The organism is Capillimicrobium parvum (assembly GCF_021172045.1).
GTDB lineage: Bacteria > Actinomycetota > Thermoleophilia > Solirubrobacterales > Solirubrobacteraceae > Capillimicrobium > Capillimicrobium parvum.
This window is the reverse complement of sequence record NZ_CP087164.1, coordinates 839,454-855,026: the sequence shown is the minus strand read 5'-3', so window position 1 is coordinate 855,026 and position 15,573 is coordinate 839,454. Positions and strand designations below refer to the sequence as shown.

Annotated in this window: 16 protein-coding genes; 9 read left to right on the top strand and 7 right to left on the bottom strand. The window is 73.1% G+C overall.

Annotated features, from left to right (window positions below; translation table 11 throughout):
• Positions 1-17: 17 nt before the first annotated feature.
• From DSM104329_RS04190 to pcaD, 8 genes are read left to right on the top strand one after another with little or no spacing between them, the layout of a single operon-like run.
• Positions 18-1,193, top strand: coding sequence for a thiolase family protein (locus DSM104329_RS04190; RefSeq protein WP_259314139.1), 1,176 nt, complete (start codon positions 18-20; stop codon positions 1,191-1,193).
• A gap of 15 nt (positions 1,194-1,208) precedes the next feature.
• On the top strand, positions 1,209-1,931 hold the full coding sequence (gene pcaH, locus DSM104329_RS04185; protein WP_259314138.1) for a protocatechuate 3,4-dioxygenase subunit beta: 723 nt from the start codon (positions 1,209-1,211) through the stop codon (positions 1,929-1,931).
• Positions 1,932-1,983: 52 nt separating this feature from the next.
• The gene (pcaG, locus tag DSM104329_RS04180) at positions 1,984-2,604 is read left to right on the top strand and encodes a protocatechuate 3,4-dioxygenase subunit alpha (protein ID WP_259314137.1); all 621 of its coding nucleotides are present in this window, start codon (positions 1,984-1,986) and stop codon (positions 2,602-2,604) included.
• A gap of 16 nt (positions 2,605-2,620) precedes the next feature.
• The gene (pcaC, locus tag DSM104329_RS04175; RefSeq protein ID WP_259314136.1) at positions 2,621-2,980 is read left to right on the top strand and encodes a 4-carboxymuconolactone decarboxylase; all 360 of its coding nucleotides are present in this window, start codon (positions 2,621-2,623) and stop codon (positions 2,978-2,980) included.
• Between the two features lie 25 nt (positions 2,981-3,005).
• The gene (locus tag DSM104329_RS04170; RefSeq protein ID WP_259314135.1) at positions 3,006-3,827 is read left to right on the top strand and encodes an IclR family transcriptional regulator domain-containing protein; all 822 of its coding nucleotides are present in this window, start codon (positions 3,006-3,008) and stop codon (positions 3,825-3,827) included.
• 52 nt (positions 3,828-3,879) lie between these two features.
• On the top strand, positions 3,880-5,085 hold the full coding sequence (gene pobA, locus DSM104329_RS04165) for a 4-hydroxybenzoate 3-monooxygenase (protein ID WP_259314134.1): 1,206 nt from the start codon (positions 3,880-3,882) through the stop codon (positions 5,083-5,085).
• Complete coding sequence (gene pcaB, locus DSM104329_RS04160) at positions 5,078-6,415, top strand: 3-carboxy-cis,cis-muconate cycloisomerase (protein WP_259314133.1); 1,338 nt, start codon at positions 5,078-5,080, stop codon at positions 6,413-6,415. Before pobA ends, pcaB begins: the two co-directional genes overlap by 8 nt.
• Entirely contained in the window at positions 6,412-7,176 is a 765-nt protein-coding gene (gene pcaD, locus DSM104329_RS04155; RefSeq protein WP_259314132.1) for a 3-oxoadipate enol-lactonase, read from the top strand. Before pcaB ends, pcaD begins: the two co-directional genes overlap by 4 nt.
• 7 nt (positions 7,177-7,183) lie before the next feature.
• Here pcaD and DSM104329_RS04150 read toward each other — a convergent pair whose 3' ends face one another.
• Genes DSM104329_RS04150 through DSM104329_RS04135 form a run of 4 tightly spaced genes read right to left on the bottom strand, consistent with a single transcriptional unit; the run spans position 7,184 to position 11,273 of the window.
• On the bottom strand, positions 7,184-8,248 hold the full coding sequence (locus DSM104329_RS04150; RefSeq protein ID WP_259314131.1) for an LLM class flavin-dependent oxidoreductase: 1,065 nt from the start codon (positions 8,246-8,248) through the stop codon (positions 7,184-7,186).
• Positions 8,249-8,257: 9 nt separating this feature from the next.
• Positions 8,258-8,506: a hypothetical protein gene (locus tag DSM104329_RS04145; protein WP_259314130.1), complete on the bottom strand. Its 249-nt coding sequence runs from the start codon at positions 8,504-8,506 to the stop codon at positions 8,258-8,260.
• Entirely contained in the window at positions 8,503-10,017 is a 1,515-nt protein-coding gene (locus DSM104329_RS04140) for an FAD-binding oxidoreductase (protein ID WP_259314129.1), read from the bottom strand. The genes DSM104329_RS04145 and DSM104329_RS04140 overlap by 4 nt, the downstream gene beginning before the upstream one ends.
• Positions 10,014-11,273, bottom strand: coding sequence for a (Fe-S)-binding protein (locus DSM104329_RS04135; protein ID WP_259314128.1), 1,260 nt, complete (start codon positions 11,271-11,273; stop codon positions 10,014-10,016). Before DSM104329_RS04135 ends, DSM104329_RS04140 begins: the two co-directional genes overlap by 4 nt.
• Before the next feature lie 78 nt (positions 11,274-11,351).
• Between DSM104329_RS04135 and DSM104329_RS04130 the strand changes: the two genes are divergently transcribed.
• Positions 11,352-12,743, top strand: coding sequence for an FCD domain-containing protein (locus DSM104329_RS04130; RefSeq protein WP_259314127.1), 1,392 nt, complete (start codon positions 11,352-11,354; stop codon positions 12,741-12,743).
• On the opposite strand, the gene DSM104329_RS04125 is transcribed toward DSM104329_RS04130, so the two are convergent.
• From DSM104329_RS04125 to DSM104329_RS04115, 3 genes are all read right to left on the bottom strand, one after another.
• Complete coding sequence (locus DSM104329_RS04125) at positions 12,733-14,139, bottom strand: acyl-CoA synthetase (RefSeq protein ID WP_259314126.1); 1,407 nt, start codon at positions 14,137-14,139, stop codon at positions 12,733-12,735. The two genes, DSM104329_RS04130 and DSM104329_RS04125, sit on opposite strands and share 11 nt — an antisense overlap.
• A 75-nt stretch (positions 14,140-14,214) precedes the next feature.
• Positions 14,215-14,625 (bottom strand): ChaB family protein, encoded by a 411-nt coding sequence (locus DSM104329_RS04120; protein ID WP_259314125.1) that lies wholly within the window; start codon positions 14,623-14,625, stop codon positions 14,215-14,217.
• A gap of 73 nt (positions 14,626-14,698) precedes the next feature.
• Positions 14,699-15,508, bottom strand: coding sequence for a serine protease (locus tag DSM104329_RS04115; RefSeq protein WP_259316181.1), 810 nt, complete (start codon positions 15,506-15,508; stop codon positions 14,699-14,701).
• Positions 15,509-15,573: the final 65 nt, after the last annotated feature.

Below are 15,573 nucleotides of genomic sequence, written 5' to 3'. Positions count from 1 at the left end.
AAGGAGAAGGACCACCCTTGCCAGACGCCTACGTCCTCGACGCCATCCGCACCCCGATCGGCCGCTACGGCGGCGCGCTGTCGGGCACCCGCCCCGACGACCTGGCCGGCCACGTCGTGCGCCAGATCGTCGACCGCAGCGACGTCGACCCGGACACGATCGGCGACGTCTTCTTCGGCGACGCGAACGCCGCCGGCGAGGACAACCGTGATGTCGCGCGCATGGCCGTGCTGCTCGCCGGCCTGCCGACGACGGTCCCCGGCGTCACGCTGAACCGCCTCTGCGGCTCCGGCCTCGAGGCGGCGATCGACGCGAGCCGCGCCATCGAGACCGGCGACCACTCGCTGTGCATCGCCGGCGGCGTCGAGTCGATGAGCCGCGCCCCCTGGGTCGTGCTCAAGCCCGCCAAGGGCTTCCCCGCCGGCCACGAGCAGCTGTGGTCGACGACGCTCGGGTGGCGCATGGTCAACCCGAAGATGCCGGAGGGGTGGACGATCGCGCTGGGCGAGTCGGCGGAGATCCTCGCCGACCGCTACGAGATCAGCCGCGAGGAGCAGGACGCGTTCGCGCTCAAGAGCCACCAGCGGGCGCACGCCGCATGGGAGGACGGCTTCTACGACGACCACGTCATCCCGTACCCCGACGTTGACCTCACGCGCGACGAGGGCATCCGCCCCGACACGTCGCTGGAGAAGCTCGCCAAGCTCCGGCCGGCGTTCCGCAAGGACGGCACCGTCACCGCCGGCAACGCGAGCCCGCTCAACGACGGCGCCGGCGCGCTGCTCATCGGCGACGAGGCCGCCGCCGGCCGGCTCGGCCGCGAGCCGCTGGCGCGCATCGCCGGGCGCGGCGTGCACGGCGTCGACCCCGACATCTTCGGCATCGCCCCGGTCGAGGCCGCCAACAAGGCGCTCGAGCGCGCCGGCATCGGCTGGGGCGACCTGAAGGTCGTCGAGCTGAACGAGGCGTTCGCCTCCCAGTCGCTGGCCTGCCTGGCCGACTGGAAGGAGCTCGACCCCGAGATCGTCAACCCGTACGGCGGCGCGATCGCCATCGGCCACCCGCTCGGGTGCTCGGGCGTGCGCATCCTGGGGACGCTGGCGCACGCGCTGCGGCGCCAGGGCGGGGGCTACGGCCTGGCCGCCATCTGCATCGGCGTCGGCCAGGGGCTGGCCGTCGTCCTGGAGGCGTAGGAGGAGAGGACATCCATGGCTGAGCTGCAGCTGCCCACCTACCCGGACATCCCCGCCGGCGAGGATCCGTCGAACTTCCCGGAGTACCGGTCTACGAAGTACCGGTTCCCCAGGCGGCCGCTGTTCCACCTGCCGCAGGGGATCGGCGAGGTCACGGGCCCGCTGCTCGGCGAGGACCGCGTCGGCCCGCACGACCACGACCTGACCGCCCACGGCCACGGGGAGCCGATCGGCGAGCGGATCATCGTCCACGGCCGCCTGCTCGACAGCGGCGGACGGCCGATCCCCGGCCAGCTGATCGAGATCTGGCAGGCCAACTCGTGCGGGCGCTACATCCACAAGGTCGATCAGCACCCCGCGCCGCTGGACCCGAACTTCACCGGCGTCGGCCGCTGCCTGACCGACGGCGAGGGCCGCTGGCGCTTCGTCACGATCAAGCCGGGCGCCTACCCGTGGGGCAACCACCACAACGCGTGGCGCCCGAATCACATCCACTTCTCGCTCATGGGCCGCGCGGTCCCGCAGCGGCTCGTCACCCAGATGTACTTCCCGGGCGACCCGCTGTTCTTCCAGGACCCGATCTTCAACGCGGTCGCCGACGAGCAGGCCCGCAACCGGATGATCTCGAGCTTCGACCTCGACGAGACCGTGCCGGACTGGGCGCTCGCCTACAAGTGGGACATCGTCCTGCGCGGGCCCGACGCGACGCACATCGAGACCGCGGAGGAGCACGGGTGAGACCCTGCGGGTCCTCACACACCAGCGTGTCGAGCCGGAGGGAGGCCTCATCGTGAGCGAGCCCGAAGTCGGCCCGTACCCACCGCCGAGCCTCGAGCCGACCCCTGGCGTCACGCCGTCGCAGACGGTCGGCCCGTACTTCGCGTTCGGCCTCACGGACCCGTGGGAGGAGCGCGAGGACGCGGTCGAGCCCTACCACGCCGACGCGATCGAGGTCTTCGGCCACGTCGTCGACGGCCGCGGCGACCCGATCCCCGACGCGTTGATCGAGACGTGGCAGGCCGACCCGAACGGGCGCTTCGACCATCCGGACGACCCGCGTGGCGCCCAGCCCTTCGAGGGCTTCCGCGGGTTCGGGCGCTCGGGGACCGACAACGAGGGCCGCTGGCGCGTGCGTACGCTCAAACCGGGCCGCTTGCCTGCCGCCGACAACGGCGAGCAGCTCCAGGCACCCCATCTGCTCGTCACCGTCATGGCGCGCGGGATGCTGCGCCAGATCACGACGCGCATCTACTTCGGCGACGAGGCCGAGGCCAACGCGACCGACCCGGTGCTGCGGTCGCTGCCCGACGACGCGCGCGAGACGCTGATCGCCGAACCGGTCGACGGCCGCGGCTACCGCTTCGACATCCACCTGCAGGGCGAGCATGAGACCGCCTTCTTCGAGCTCTGAGGCCCACCAGCGCGGGATGCAGGTCCGGCGCGAGGTGCTCGGCGACGAGCACGTCGACCGGGCCGTCGCGCGCACGACGCCCTTCACCGAGCCGTTTCAGGACTTCATCACCCGCACCGCGTGGGGCGACGTCTGGGCGCGGCCCGGACTCGACCGGCGCACGCGTTCGATCATCACCCTCACCGCGTTGACGGCGATCCGCGCCGAAGGCGAGATCGGCATGCACGTGCGCGCGGCGATCGGCAACGGCCTCACGCCGCAGGAGATCGCCGAGGTCATCCTGCACACGGCCGTCTACGCCGGCGTGCCGGCCGCGAACGCGGCGTTCAAGATCGCCCAGGACGTCCTCGCGGAGATGGGACTCGACGGGCCGTGACGGGCCGCATGGAGCCGGCCGGGCCGTGAGCGACCTCGAGGTCGTCGGCGGCGAAGGACGCCCGGCGCACTTCGTGCAGTCGCTCGAGCGCGGGCTGTCCGTCGTCCGTGCGTTCAGCGCCGACGCGCCGGAGCTCACCCTGTCGGACGTCGCGCGGCGCACCGGCCTGACCCGCGCGGCGGCCCGGCGCTTCCTGCTCACCCTCGTCGACCTGCACTACGTGCGCACCGACGGGCGCGTCTTCTGGCTGAGCCCGCGGATCCTCGAGCTCGGCTACGCGTACCTGTCGAGCATGTCGCTGACCGAGGTGGCCGAGCCGCACCTCGAGCGGCTCGTCGCCGACGTGCGGGAGTCGTCCTCGGTCTCGGTGCTCGAGGGCGATGACGTCATCTACGTGGCGCGCGTGCCCGTCTCGCGGATCATGACCGTGTCGATCAACGTGGGCACGCGCTTCGCCGCCTACGCGACGTCCATGGGCCGCGTGATGCTCGCCGGCCTGGATGCGGGCGCACTCGAGGACTACCTCGCCCGCGCCGATATCGCGCCGCGCTCGCGGCGCGCGATCGACAGCCCGCAGCGGCTGCGCGCCGAGCTCGACCGCGTGCGCGCGCAGGGCTACGCGCTCGTCGACGGCGAGCTGGACGAGGGGCTGCGCTCGATCGCCGTCCCGATCCACGACCGCGACGGCGCCGTCGCCGCCGCGGTGAACCTGTCGACGCACGCCAGCCGGCGGACGATCGACTCCATGCGCAAGGAGCTGCTGCCGCCCCTGCGCGACACGGCGGCTCGGATCGAGGCCGACCTGCACGCCGCCACCGGCGGGCGGCGAACGAGGAGGAGCAGTTAGTGCAACACCGATCGGGGATCCACCTCATGCCGGCAGGCTTCGGAAGCCCACCATGGTGAGCCATCGCGCCGGCATCGGCACCCCGAGGACGCAGGTCGGGATCGTCGGAGCGGGGCCGGCCGGCCTGTTCCTGGCGGAGATGCTGCGCCGCCACGGGATCGGGTCGGTGATCCTCGAGGCGCGCAGCCGCGAGTATGTCGAGCATCGCGTGCGCGCCGGCGTGCTCGAGCAGGGCACCGTCGATGCGATGGCCGAGCTCGGCGTCGACGAGCGGCTGCGCAGCGAGGGCCTCCTGCACGAGGGCTTCGAGCTGCGCTTCGACGGCGAGGGCCACCGCATCGACATGCAGGCGCTGTGCGGGCGGGCGATCACCGTGTACGGCCAGCAGGAGGTCGTCAAGGACCTCACCGACGCGCACCTGGCCGGCGGCGGCACGATCCTCTTCGAGGCCGGGGACGTCGCGCTGCACGACTTCGAGGGCGACGCACCCTCGATCACGTTCACCCACGACGGTGCCGCCCACACGCTCGCGTGCGACTTCATCGCCGGCTGCGACGGCTTCCACGGCGTGTCGCGGCCGTCGGTGCCCGACGGCGTGCTCACCGTCTACGAGCGCGTCTATCCGTTCGCGTGGCTGGGCATCCTCGCCCACGCCGAGCCGTCGTCGGAGGAGCTGATCTACGCCAACCACGAGCGCGGCTTCGCGCTGCAGTCGATGCGCTCGCCCAGCGTCACGCGGCTCTACCTGCAGGTGACCCCCGACGAGCAGCTCGACGACTGGTCCGACACGCGCATCTGGGAGGAGCTGCAGCGGCGCATGGAGACGCGCGACGGCTCGTTCCGCCTCAACGAGGGCGAGATCTTCGACCGCGGGATCACGCCGATGCGCAGCTTCGTCGTCGAGCCGATGCAGCACGGGCGCCTGTTCCTGGCCGGCGACGCCGCGCACATCGTCCCGCCGACCGGCGCGAAGGGCCTGAACGTCGCGGTGTCGGACGTCCAGAACCTGTCCGAGGCGCTCGTCGCGTTCTACGAGACGGGCGAGCGGACCGCGCTTGACGGATACTCCGCCCGGTGCCTGCGCCGCATCTGGCGGGTCGAGCACTTCTCGTGGTTCATGACCTCCATGCTGCACCGCCCGCACGACCAGGACCCGTTCGAGATGCAGCTGCAGCGGTCGCAGCTGCGCTACGTGACGTCGTCGCACGCCGCACGCGAGTCCCTGGCCGAGAACTACGCCGGCCTGCCGCGTGAGTAGCGGCCTCTTCGGCGGCGTCCTCGCGCGCGGGCAGGTGGCCGGCGCGGTCGACGACCACGCGTTCCTGCAGGGCATGCTCGACTTCGAGCGTGCGCTCGCGCGCGCCCAGGCGGCCGCCGGGCTCATGGAGCCGCGCGCCGCCGAGGCGATCGCCGCCGCCTGCCGCGCGGAGGACTACGACCCCGTGGCGATCGGGGCGCAGGCTCCCTCGATCGGCAACCCGGCGGGGCCGCTCGTCAAGGCGCTGACCGCCCGCGTCGAGGGCCCGGGCCGGGGCCAGGTGCACCGCGGCGCGACGAGCCAGGACGTCGTCGACACCGCGATGATGATCGTGGCGCGGCGCGCGCTGACGCTGCTGCGCCAGGACCTCGACGGCGCCGCGTTCGCCGCCGCCGCGCTGGCCCGGGCGCACCGCGCGACGCCGATCGCAGGGCGCACGCTCCTGCAGCAGGCGGTGCCGACGACGTTCGGCCTGAAGGCGGCGAGCTGGATGACCGGCCTGGACGCGGCGGCCGACCGGGTCCTGGCCGTGCGGTGCGAGCGCCTCGCCGTCCAGTTCGGCGGCGCCGCGGGCAATCTCGCCGGGCTCGGCGACCGGGGCATCGAGGTGCTCGAGGGGATCGCCCGCGAGCTCGACCTGCCCGCGCCCGCCATCCCGTGGCACACCGACCGCACGCGCATCGCCGACATCGCCGGCGCGCTCGCGCTGGCGTGCGGCGCCGTCGCCAAGGTGGCGCGCGACGTCGTCCTGCTCAGCCAGACCGAGGTCGGCGAGGTGCGCGAGGGCACGGGCGGCGGCTCGTCGGCCATGCCGCACAAGCGCAACCCCGTCGCGGCGATCTCCGCGCTCGGCGCCGCCCGCCAGGCTCCCGGGCTCGCGGCCACGCTGCTGGCCTCGATGGAGCAGGAGCACGAGCGCGCGGCCGGCGCATGGCACGCCGAGTGGTCGCCGCTGCGCGAGCTGCTCGTCGCCGCCGGCTCGGCCGCAGCGTGGCTGCGCGACTGCCTGGAGGGCCTCGAGGTCGACCCCGAGCGGATGCGCGCGAACCTCGACCTCACGGGCGGCCTCCTGCTGGCCGAGCGGGTGACCGCGGCGCTGACCGACGCGATCGGCCGCGGCACCGCGCACGAGCTCGTCGAGCGCGCGGCGAGTGAGGCGGGCGCGTCGGACCGGTCGTTCGCCGAGGTGCTGTGCGACGATCCGCAGGTCCGCGATCATCTGGGGGCCGACGCCGTCGGGGAGCTGATGGACCCCACCGGCTATCTCGGCAGCGCACCGGGGCTCGTCGACCGCGCGTTGAACGCCCACGACCACAGGAGACCCGCTTGAGCGCCGTCGACGTGCACCACCTGGTGGAGGGCCCGCCGGACATGCCGGCCCTCGTGCTGATCAACTCGCTCGGCTCCAGCATCGCCATGTGGGAGCGCCAGATCGAGGAGCTGTCGGGCCCGTTCCGCGTCGTGCGCTTCGACCTGCGCGGCCACGGCGCCTCGCCGGTGCCCCCCGGCCCGTACGAGCTGGCCGACCTCGGCGCGGACGTCGTCGCGCTGCTCGACCGGCTCGAGATCCCACGCGCCCACCTCGCCGGCGTGTCGCTCGGCGGCATGACCGCGATGTGGATGGGCATCAACGCGCCCGAGCGGGTCGACCACCTGGTCCTGTGCTGCACGTCGGCCAAGCTCGGGCCGCCCGAGGCCTGGGCCGAGCGGGCGCGGCTCGTGCGCGAGCAGGGCACGGGAGCCGTCGCCGACGCGGTCGTCGCGCGCTGGCTGACCCCCGGCTACGCGGCCGCCCACCCGGAGGTGCGCCAGCGGCTGCGCGCCATGATCGCCGCGACGCCCCCGGAGGGCTACGCCGCGTGCTGCGAGGCCATCGAGCACATGGACCTGGAGCCGGAGCTCGACCGGATCGCCGCGCCGACGCTCGTCATCGCCGGCGCCGACGACCCGGCCACGCCGCCCGACCACGGCGCGCGGATCGCCGCGCGCGTGCCGGGGGCGCGGATGGCGGTCGTGCCCGACTCGGCGCACCTGGCGAACATCCAGCAGGCGGCCGAGGTCTCGAGCCTGATCCTCCGCCACCTGCAGTAGCGCGCGGTCAGGCCATCACGGCCGCCCCGAACGCCGGCATGACGCGGTCGGCGACGAGCTTCAGCTGCTCGTTGATCGTCGGCACGCCCGGGACGTCCTCGCCCGCGAAGAACTTCACGAGGTGCGCGTCGGAGAGCGCGAGGATCATGTGGTCGACGCCCGCCGGCTCGATGTCGCGCCGGATCTTCTCGACGACCTCCTCCGGCGTGCCGGCCAGCGACAGCTTCTCGGCGAGCTCGGGGCGAAACAGCTGGATGGCCCGGGCCACGTCGCCCGCGCCGAGGGCGTCGACGACGGGCTGGACCTCCTCCAGGGAGATGCCATGGCGCCCGAGCTGCTCGGCGGGCATCGAGGAGATGTAGAAGGCGACGAGGATCCGCGCGGCGCGCTTGGCGGCGGCGGAGTCCTCCCCCACGACGGTCACGACCCACGCGCCGACGTCGATGTCGTCCATGCTGCGCCCGGCGCGGTCCGCGCCCGTCCGCACGTTGTCGACGACGTACTCGTAGGCCTCGCGCGAGTACGAGAGCGCGTGGTGCAGGCCGTCGGCGAGCTCGCCGGCGGCGACGAACGAGCGTGGGCCCTTCATGCCGCCCATGAGCAGCGGGATGCGCTCCTGCACCGGGCGGGCGGCGGTGAACAGCCCCGTGTACTGGAAGAAGTCGCCCTGGAAGTCGATCTTGCCGTCGGCCAGGAACGTGCGCATCACGTGCATGGCCTCCTTGAGCCGTGACAGCGGCTTGCGGTGCTCCCAGTCGACGTGGTACTGGGCCATCAGGCCGAAGTTGCCGGTCGAGACGACGCACTCCATGCGGCCGTTCGTCAGCTCGTCGAGCGTCGCGAGCTGCTGGCAGATCAGCGTCGGCTCGCGCAGGAAGACGTGGGTGACGTTCGGGCCGAAGCGGATGTGCTCCGTCTTGTCGGCGGCCGCCGCGAAGAGGACCCACAGGTCCTTGTGCCACGTCTCGTCGACCGCGTAGACGGCGTGGAAGCCGAGCCGATCCGCGGTCTTGATCATCTCGATCGAGTCGTCGAGCGGGTAGTCCGGCAGCATGCAGTAGCTGAAGCGCATCCGTCCCTTTCAGTCGCTGAGCAGTTCTCCGGCCGACAGGACCTTGCCGGCGAAATGGCGGTGCATCCAGTCGAGGTGGTCCAGGCGGCTGCGGGCGATGCGCTGGGTGTCCCAGTTCGGGAACGCCTGCTGGCGCACGTGCTCGGTCATCAGCCGCGGGTCGACCTCGTAGATGTGCTCGAAGCGGGTGATGGCGACGTCGGTCACCCGCGTGGGGGGCGGCGGCCGGCGCTGCTCGCCGTAGCGGAATGCGCTCACTTGAGGTCCTCCTCGAACGCTCCGTCGAGGCCGTACTTGCCCGGGTTCATGACGTTGTTGGGGTCCAGCGTGCGCTTGATCTGCTTCATGACGTCGTAGGCGCCGCCGAGCTCGATCGGCACGACGTCGACCTCGCCCTCCCGGCAGGCGCCGTGACAGGCGCTGATCGAGCCCCCGTGGTCGACGGCGACCTGGGCGATGTCCCGCTTGGCCTTGATCCACATCGCCCAGGTCTCGTCGTCGAGCTCCTGCTCCCAGATCCCGACGTCGATCTCGGTCAGGTAGTCCACGCCCGTCCGGCCGTTCGTGTAGGCGAACATGCCCCAGTCGTCGAAGACGTCGCTGCGCCGGCGCAGGTCCGCCACGATCTCGTGCCACTTCCTGCGGACCGCGGGCAGCTGGCTCCAGACGGTCGAGGCGTCCTCGCAGTGCCAGCTCATCGGCACGACCTGGCCGTCCTTCGTGCGCCCGTGCAGCGGGGTCGCGTAGCGGTCGTGGCGCGCGGCCCAGTCGCCCTCGGAGATCTCGTCGCCGAGGTAGCGGGCGCCGTTCTCGCGCGCGACCCGCATGATCCGCCTGCCCCCGGCGAGGACCTCGTCCTCGTTGCCGTAGAGGACCGCGCACACGAGCGCCCGGACGCTCTCGGGCTGCGGGATGTACGCCTCGTCGTCGCGACGCAGGTAGGCGACCTTCTCGTGGTCGAACAGCACGGCGCCGGCGAAGGTCGCGCAGTCGGTGCGGACGATCTCGCGCAGGGCCCGGTGGGCGGTGTCGTAGTCCTCGAACGACCAGAACGGCGAGAGCTCCGCCTCGGGCTTGGGGTACAGCTTGAGCGTCGCCTCGGTGGCGACCCCGAGCGTGCCCTGGTGGCCCATGAACAGCGGCTTGAGCGTGTATCCCGTCGAGCTCTTGGAGATCTTGCGCCCGCCGCCGTCGCCGATGCGCACGACCTCGCCGGTCGGCAGCACGTGGACGAAGCTCAGCACCAGGTCGCGCGTGTGGCCGTAGCGCGAGCCGATCAGCGACCAGCCGCTCGTCCCGATCCGGCCACCGACCATCGAGCACGGGTACGACGCCGGATCGTCGGGATAGATCAGCCCGTGGCGGCCGAGGACCTCGTTGAGCTTGAGCATGTTCACGCCCGCGCCGACGGTGCACGTTCGGTCCTCGAGGTCGATCTCGTGGATCTGGTCCAGGCGCTTGAGATCGAGCAGGATGCCGTGGCGCAGCGGCACCGCGCCGTCGGTGAGGCCGGTGCCGCCGCTGCGCGGGACGACCGGGACGCCGAAGCGGTTGGCGATCCGGACGATCTCCGCGACCTCCTCGGTGCTCGCCGGCAGGACGACGGCGTCGGGCACGTGGTCGGCCCACCTGTGCACCGGGAACGGCGCCGGCACGCGCGCGCGGTGCATGCGCGCCGGCTTGGTCGTCAGCAGGTGCTCGGACCCCAGGACCTGGGCGAGCTCCTCGAGGACCGCATCGTCGAGGCCGCCCTTCGTGGCGACGCTCACGACGCCACCTCGCCCCGGCTGCCCCCGACGTCGATGCCGAGCGACTCGGCCAGCAGCTCGTGGATGTCGACGACGTCGATGGCCCGCGGCTCACCCGCGGCGCTCAGCGGCCGCTCGGACCACGGGCACGCGCTGACGAGCGTGTCGACCTCGAGCTCGGCGGCCTGCGCGAGCCGGCGGTCGCTGATGCGGGCGGTGAGCTCCGGCTTCTCCACCGGCAGGCCCGCGCCCGCGCCCGAGCAGTACGACCACTGGGTGACCCGGTCGACGTCCCTGAAGTCGAGCCCCGGGATCGCGCGCAGGATCTCCCGCGGCTCCTGCCAGATGCCCTTGCGCTTGTTCAGGCGGCATGGGTCGTGGTAGGTGATCGTGCGCTCGATGGGGACGCTCGGCGTCAGCGTCCCGTCGCGCACGAGTCCCGCCAGCAGCTCGACGGCCAGCACGATCTCCAGGTCGTCGACCTCCGTCCCGAAGTACCGCGGGTAGTCCTCGGTGAACGTGATGTAGTCGTGCGGGTCGAGCACGATCACCCGCTTGGCGCCGACCGCGCGCCAGTCGTCGAGGTTGTGGCGGGCGAAGCGCATCGCCTGCTCGACGTAGCCCATCTCCGCGGCCGGCCCGCCGCAGCACCACTGCTCGCGCATGAGGCCGAACTCGACCCCCGCCTGCTTCAGCATCTGGGCGACCGCCCGCGGGACCGACGTGCGGTAGAACGCCGCCTCGCAGTCCACGAACAGGATCGTCTCGCCGCCGACGGGCAGGTCGAGGTCCGCCGCCCAGTCGGCGACGTGGTCCTGGTCGACAGGGACCGCGGGCGCGTCGCCGGCGAACTCGCCGAGCACCGGCTCGTGGCGGCGCTCGTCGGTCAGCAGGTTCCAGCGCTGGTAGCCGGGCTGGTGGATGCCCTGATCGACGGCGAGCGCGCGCACCGCCTTGACGAGGTCCACCGTACGGGTGCGGAAGCGGTAGAAGTCGCCGGTGAACAGCGTGTTCGGGCAGCGCAGCTCGCACGCACCGCACTGCGTGCAGTTGACGAAGTCCTCGGCGACGTCGGCCACGTCGAGCTCGCCCTGCTCCATCGCCACGACGTTCGCGTGGAACGCGGTCGGCGTCCACGACTCGTTGCGCGTCACCTGCTGGACCGGGCAGACCTCGCGGCAGAACTTGTGGCCCGAGCTGTAGCAGTTGTAGGCGGCATTGCGCCACTCCGCCACGAACGCGTCGGTGGTCTCCGGTCGCCCGCCATCGATCGTCAACTGACCCTCTCCCTCGGTTGAGTCCCCGTGCTCAAACCTATGAACCCATATGTCATCTGTCAAGATCCGTTCCACCAGATGTCGCCGAGCCACCTCCCTTCCAGCAGCCGGCACAGCGTCCTCGCCCCGCTCGATTCCGGCGGGCGCGTGGCGGTGGTCGAGCGCCGGCTTGCGGACGCGATCGACGTCGGAGTCTTCGGCGAGGGGGACCAGCTGCCGTCGGAGAGCGACCTCGCCGCCCAGCTCGGCGTGGCGACGGTCACGCTGCGCGAGGCGCTCGCCGGCCTGCGCCGGACGGGGCTCGTGGAGACGCGGCGGGGACGCCACGGCGGGACGTTCGTACGCGGGCCGGCCGACGGGCGCCTGCTCGACCGGATCGGCGCGCTCAGCGTCGACGAGCTGCGCGACCTGGCCGATCACCGGACCGCCGTGGCGGCCACCGTCGCCGAGCTGGCGGCCGAGCGGGCGTCAGCTCCGGACCTCGAGCGCCTGGAGGAGCACGTCGAGCGGCTCGCCGCCGCGTCCGGGCCCGTCGAACGCCGGGCCGCCGACGAGCGCTTCCACGTCGAGCTGGCAGCGACCACGCGCTCGCTGCGGCTCACGCGCGCGGAGATGGACCTGCAGGCCGAAGCCGGGCCGCTCGTCTGGCTCGTCGCGGACCCGGAGCGCGCGCTCCGCGATCACCGCGCGGTGCTGGCCGCGGTCCGGGAGCGGCGCCCGCGCGCGGCCCGCGAGCGCATGGCCGCGCACGTCGGCGCCGAGTTCGAGGCGCTGGTCGCGCTGCACCTTCGCCGCCTCACGCCGGATCCAGCGCCCGTCCTCGACCGCGTCTGCACCGCCCTGGAGGCCGTCTTCGACGAGATCGCGAGCGTGCGCGCGGTCGTCCTCGAACTGCCCGCCGCACCGCACCGCACCGATCTCGCGCCCATCCGCGACCGCGTGCACGCGATCCTCGAGCGGTCGCCGCTCGTGGCCGGGGCCGGCATGGTCTTCGCTCCCGGCGCGCTGCGGGACGCGCCGCGCTGGCTGGAGTGGTGGCGGCGCGCGGGGTCGGGGCCGCCGGTCTTCCTGAACGCCGAGCTCGACCCGGGGCGGCCGGAGTTCTACGACTACGAGGCCGCCGAGTGGTTCACCACGCCGCGCGACACCGGCACGCGCTGGATCGCCGGGCCGTTCGTGGACCACAGCGGCACGAACGAGCACATCCTCACGCTCACGATGCCGGTCGTGCGCGACGGGCGGTTCCTCGGCGTGGCCGGCGCGGACATCGCGGTCGGGTCGATCGAGCCCATCGCGGGGCCGGCGCTGGCCGCCGTCGGCGCGGACGCCGTGCTGCTCAACCACCGCGGCCGGGTCATCGCGACGAACACTCCCCGCTGGCCCGTGGGGGTGCTCTGGGGAGGCGACCCGGCCGGGGCCCGCGTCGAGCGCGATCCGCGCGTCGGGTGGAACGTCGTGATCAGCGCGTGAGCAGCTTCTTCTGGACCTTGCCCATCGCGTTGCGCGGCAGCTCCTCGACGTAGCGCACGACGCGCGGGCGCTTGTGCGGCGTGAGGAGGCGGGCGACGTGGTCGGCGAGCTCCTGCGGCTCGGGCTTCCCCGCCCCCGGGGCGACCACCACCCATGCCGCGATGCGCTCGCCGAGATCCTCGTCCGGCTCGCCGGCGACCGCCGCCTCGGCGACCGAGGGATGCTCGAGCAGGGCGTTCTCGATCTCCCCCGCGCCGATCTTGAAGCCGCCGCTCTTGATGAGGTCCGTCCCGCGGCGCCCGACGATCCGGATGTAGCCGTCCGGGTCGCGCATCGCCAGGTCGCCGGTGCGGAACCAGCCGTCGGGCGTCATGGCCTCGGCGGTCGCGTCCGGCCGGTTGAGGTAGCCGAGGAAGAGGTTCGGCCCGCGGACCTGGATCTCGCCGATCCCACCGGCATCCTCGCCCTCGTGGACGAGGCGCAGGTCGACGCCGGGCAGCGGCGGTCCGACGGACCCGGGGCGCCGGTCGCCGTCGGCATGGACCGCCGTGTTCATGAGCGTCTCGGTCATGCCGTAGCGCTCGACGACCTGCTGCCCCGTGAGGCGCTCGATCCGGGCGTGCTCGACGGCGGGCAGCGCGGCCGAGCCGGAGACGATCAGCCGCGCGCCGGACAGCGCGCGCGCGATCTCCGGGTCGGACTCGGCCGCGTCGGCGAGCCGGCGGTGCATCGTCGGGACCGCGAACAGCATGGTGCCGCCCGCGTCCAGGGCGGCGGCGATCGCCTCGGGCGAGAAGCGGCCGACGTGGTGGCCGCCGCCGCCCCGGCGCAGCGGCCCGAGCATCCCGAGCACGAGCCCGTGGACGTGGAAGAGCGGCAGCGCGTGGACGACGACGTCGTCGGCGGTCCAGGCCCACGCGCCGGCGAGGGCATCGAGGTTCGTGGCGATCGCGCGGCGCGGCATGCGCGAGCCCTTCGGCGGGCCCGTCGTGCCGGACGTGTAGACGACCAGCGCCGCCCGGTCGGCGCCGGGCTCCGGCGGGACGTCCCCGCCCGCGGCGCGCAGGTCGACGTCGTGGCGCGGCAGATCCGCCGGCACGTCCGCGTCCGGCGCCGCGAGGATCAGCTGGGGCGCGCTGTCGCCCAGGATGTGCTCGAGCTCGCGCTCGCCGGCCTTCGGGTTCAGCGGGACCGCCGGGACGCCGGCGAGCAGCGCGCCCACCACCCCGACGACCGTGTGCGCGGAGACGTCCGCCCATACCCCGACGCGCTCGGCGCCGGCCACGTGGTCGGCCACCGCGGCCGCCGCGTCGCGCATCTCGCGGTAGGTCAGGGTCTCGTCGCCGACGCGCACCGCGATCGCGTCGGAGGGCTCGGTCAGCGCGTCGAAGAGCATCGGTTCCGGACGCTACCCGGTCACCGGCGCGCATCGCCGACCGCGGCATGACGGACGGGCTGCGCGCCGAGCGACTCAGCGGCGGGCGCGCGCGGTCTCGCGGCGGCTGAAGCGCTCGAGCGCGTCGACGAGCTCGTCCTTGTCCATCTTCGAGCGGCCCTCGATGCCGGCGTCCTTGGCGTCCTCGTAGAGCTCCTGCTTCGTCTTGCCGGCGTTCACGCCGCCGTGGGTCTCGCCCCCGCCGCGCCGAGCGGACGCGCCGCCGCGGGCGGCCTGCTCATCGGACGGGCCGTATTCGTCCTTGGGCTCCCAGTGGTCGCCCTTCTTCTCGGCGACGTGCTTGACCGCGGCCCACGCCGTGCGGTGCGCGCGCTCCTCGCTGTCGTACTGCTCGTGGGCGCTGTCGAGCGTCTCCTCGTAGGTGCGCCGCACCTTCGCCGGCGATCGCTCGAGCGTGCTTGGAACGTCCTCTTTGCGTGCGGGCATGCCCCTGGGCTACCACGAGGGGCCGCTCGCAAACGGCGGGCGGACCCTCGCGTGACCTTGTGGGTGCGTCCGGCTACAGCGGCATCAGCGGCCCCGTGAAGGGCTCGGTGCCGTTGACCAGGTGGATCGACTGGCCGCCCTTGCCGTTGGCGTACGCGATCTCCTTGGCCAGGTCGCCGACCCCGTTGGACGCGGGCAGCGGGGCGATGGCGACGGTGCTCAGCACGCCGAGCGCCTTGCCGGTGCCGTCCATGAACGCGCTCCCCGAGTCGCCCGGGATGCCGGGCGTCACCGTGTAGACCGTGTGCGTCCAGCCGCCGGCGTCGTCACCCAGGCTGGCGCCCTCCTTCGGGCTCAGCTGCGTGATCCCGGCGCGCAGCGACGAGTTCCCGTACGAGAGGACCTTGTCGCCGGCCTGCGTGCCGGCCGTGTCGAGCCCGGTCGGTCCGCCCCAGAACGGGATCGACGGGTTGACCTTGGCGACGTCGGCCGGGTCGATCCTCACGAGCGCGAAGTCGTTGTAGGCGCAGGTGTCGGCATCGGCGTCGCCGCCCGACTGCATCGCCAGCCACGAGTTGTAGACGAGCGTCCCGGGCCTGCTCGCGCCGCCGATCGTGACCTTCGTGCCGAGCGGCAGCGACGCGGAGTCGCAGCCGTCGGTCTCGGTCGCCGCGCCCGTGCCGGAGCAGTGCGCCGCCTGCCCGATGTACGTGTTGCCGGCGTCCTGGAAGATGAAGTTCGCCGTGCACTGCGCGCCCTCGGTGTCGGTCTGCACGCCCGGATGGACCGGGGCGGTGGCCGCCGGCGCCCAGGCGAACGCGGGAGCCGAGGCGGCCAGCGCCGCGACCCCCGCGGCGGCCACGATCGCAGCCCTCATGCGCATCTTCACGTGGTTCTCCTCCTGCGTCCGGTGATGGAACAGCTCCTGCAACGCACCCGCGCGGGCGA

Coding starts and splice junctions, on each gene's coding strand:
- pcaH (WP_259314138.1), top strand. CDS start 1,209: ATGGCTGAGCTGCAGCTGCCCACCTACCCGGACATCCCCGCCGGCGAG.
- pcaC (WP_259314136.1), top strand. CDS start 2,621: ATGCAGGTCCGGCGCGAGGTGCTCGGCGACGAGCACGTCGACCGGGCC.
- pobA (WP_259314134.1), top strand. CDS start 3,880: ATGGTGAGCCATCGCGCCGGCATCGGCACCCCGAGGACGCAGGTCGGG.
- DSM104329_RS04150 (WP_259314131.1), bottom strand. CDS start 8,248: ATGCGCTTCAGCTACTGCATGCTGCCGGACTACCCGCTCGACGACTCG.
- DSM104329_RS04130 (WP_259314127.1), top strand. CDS start 11,352: ATGTCGCCGAGCCACCTCCCTTCCAGCAGCCGGCACAGCGTCCTCGCC.
- DSM104329_RS04125 (WP_259314126.1), bottom strand. CDS start 14,139: ATGCTCTTCGACGCGCTGACCGAGCCCTCCGACGCGATCGCGGTGCGC.
- DSM104329_RS04120 (WP_259314125.1), bottom strand. CDS start 14,625: ATGCCCGCACGCAAAGAGGACGTTCCAAGCACGCTCGAGCGATCGCCG.
- DSM104329_RS04115 (WP_259316181.1), bottom strand. CDS start 15,508: ATGCGCATGAGGGCTGCGATCGTGGCCGCCGCGGGGGTCGCGGCGCTG.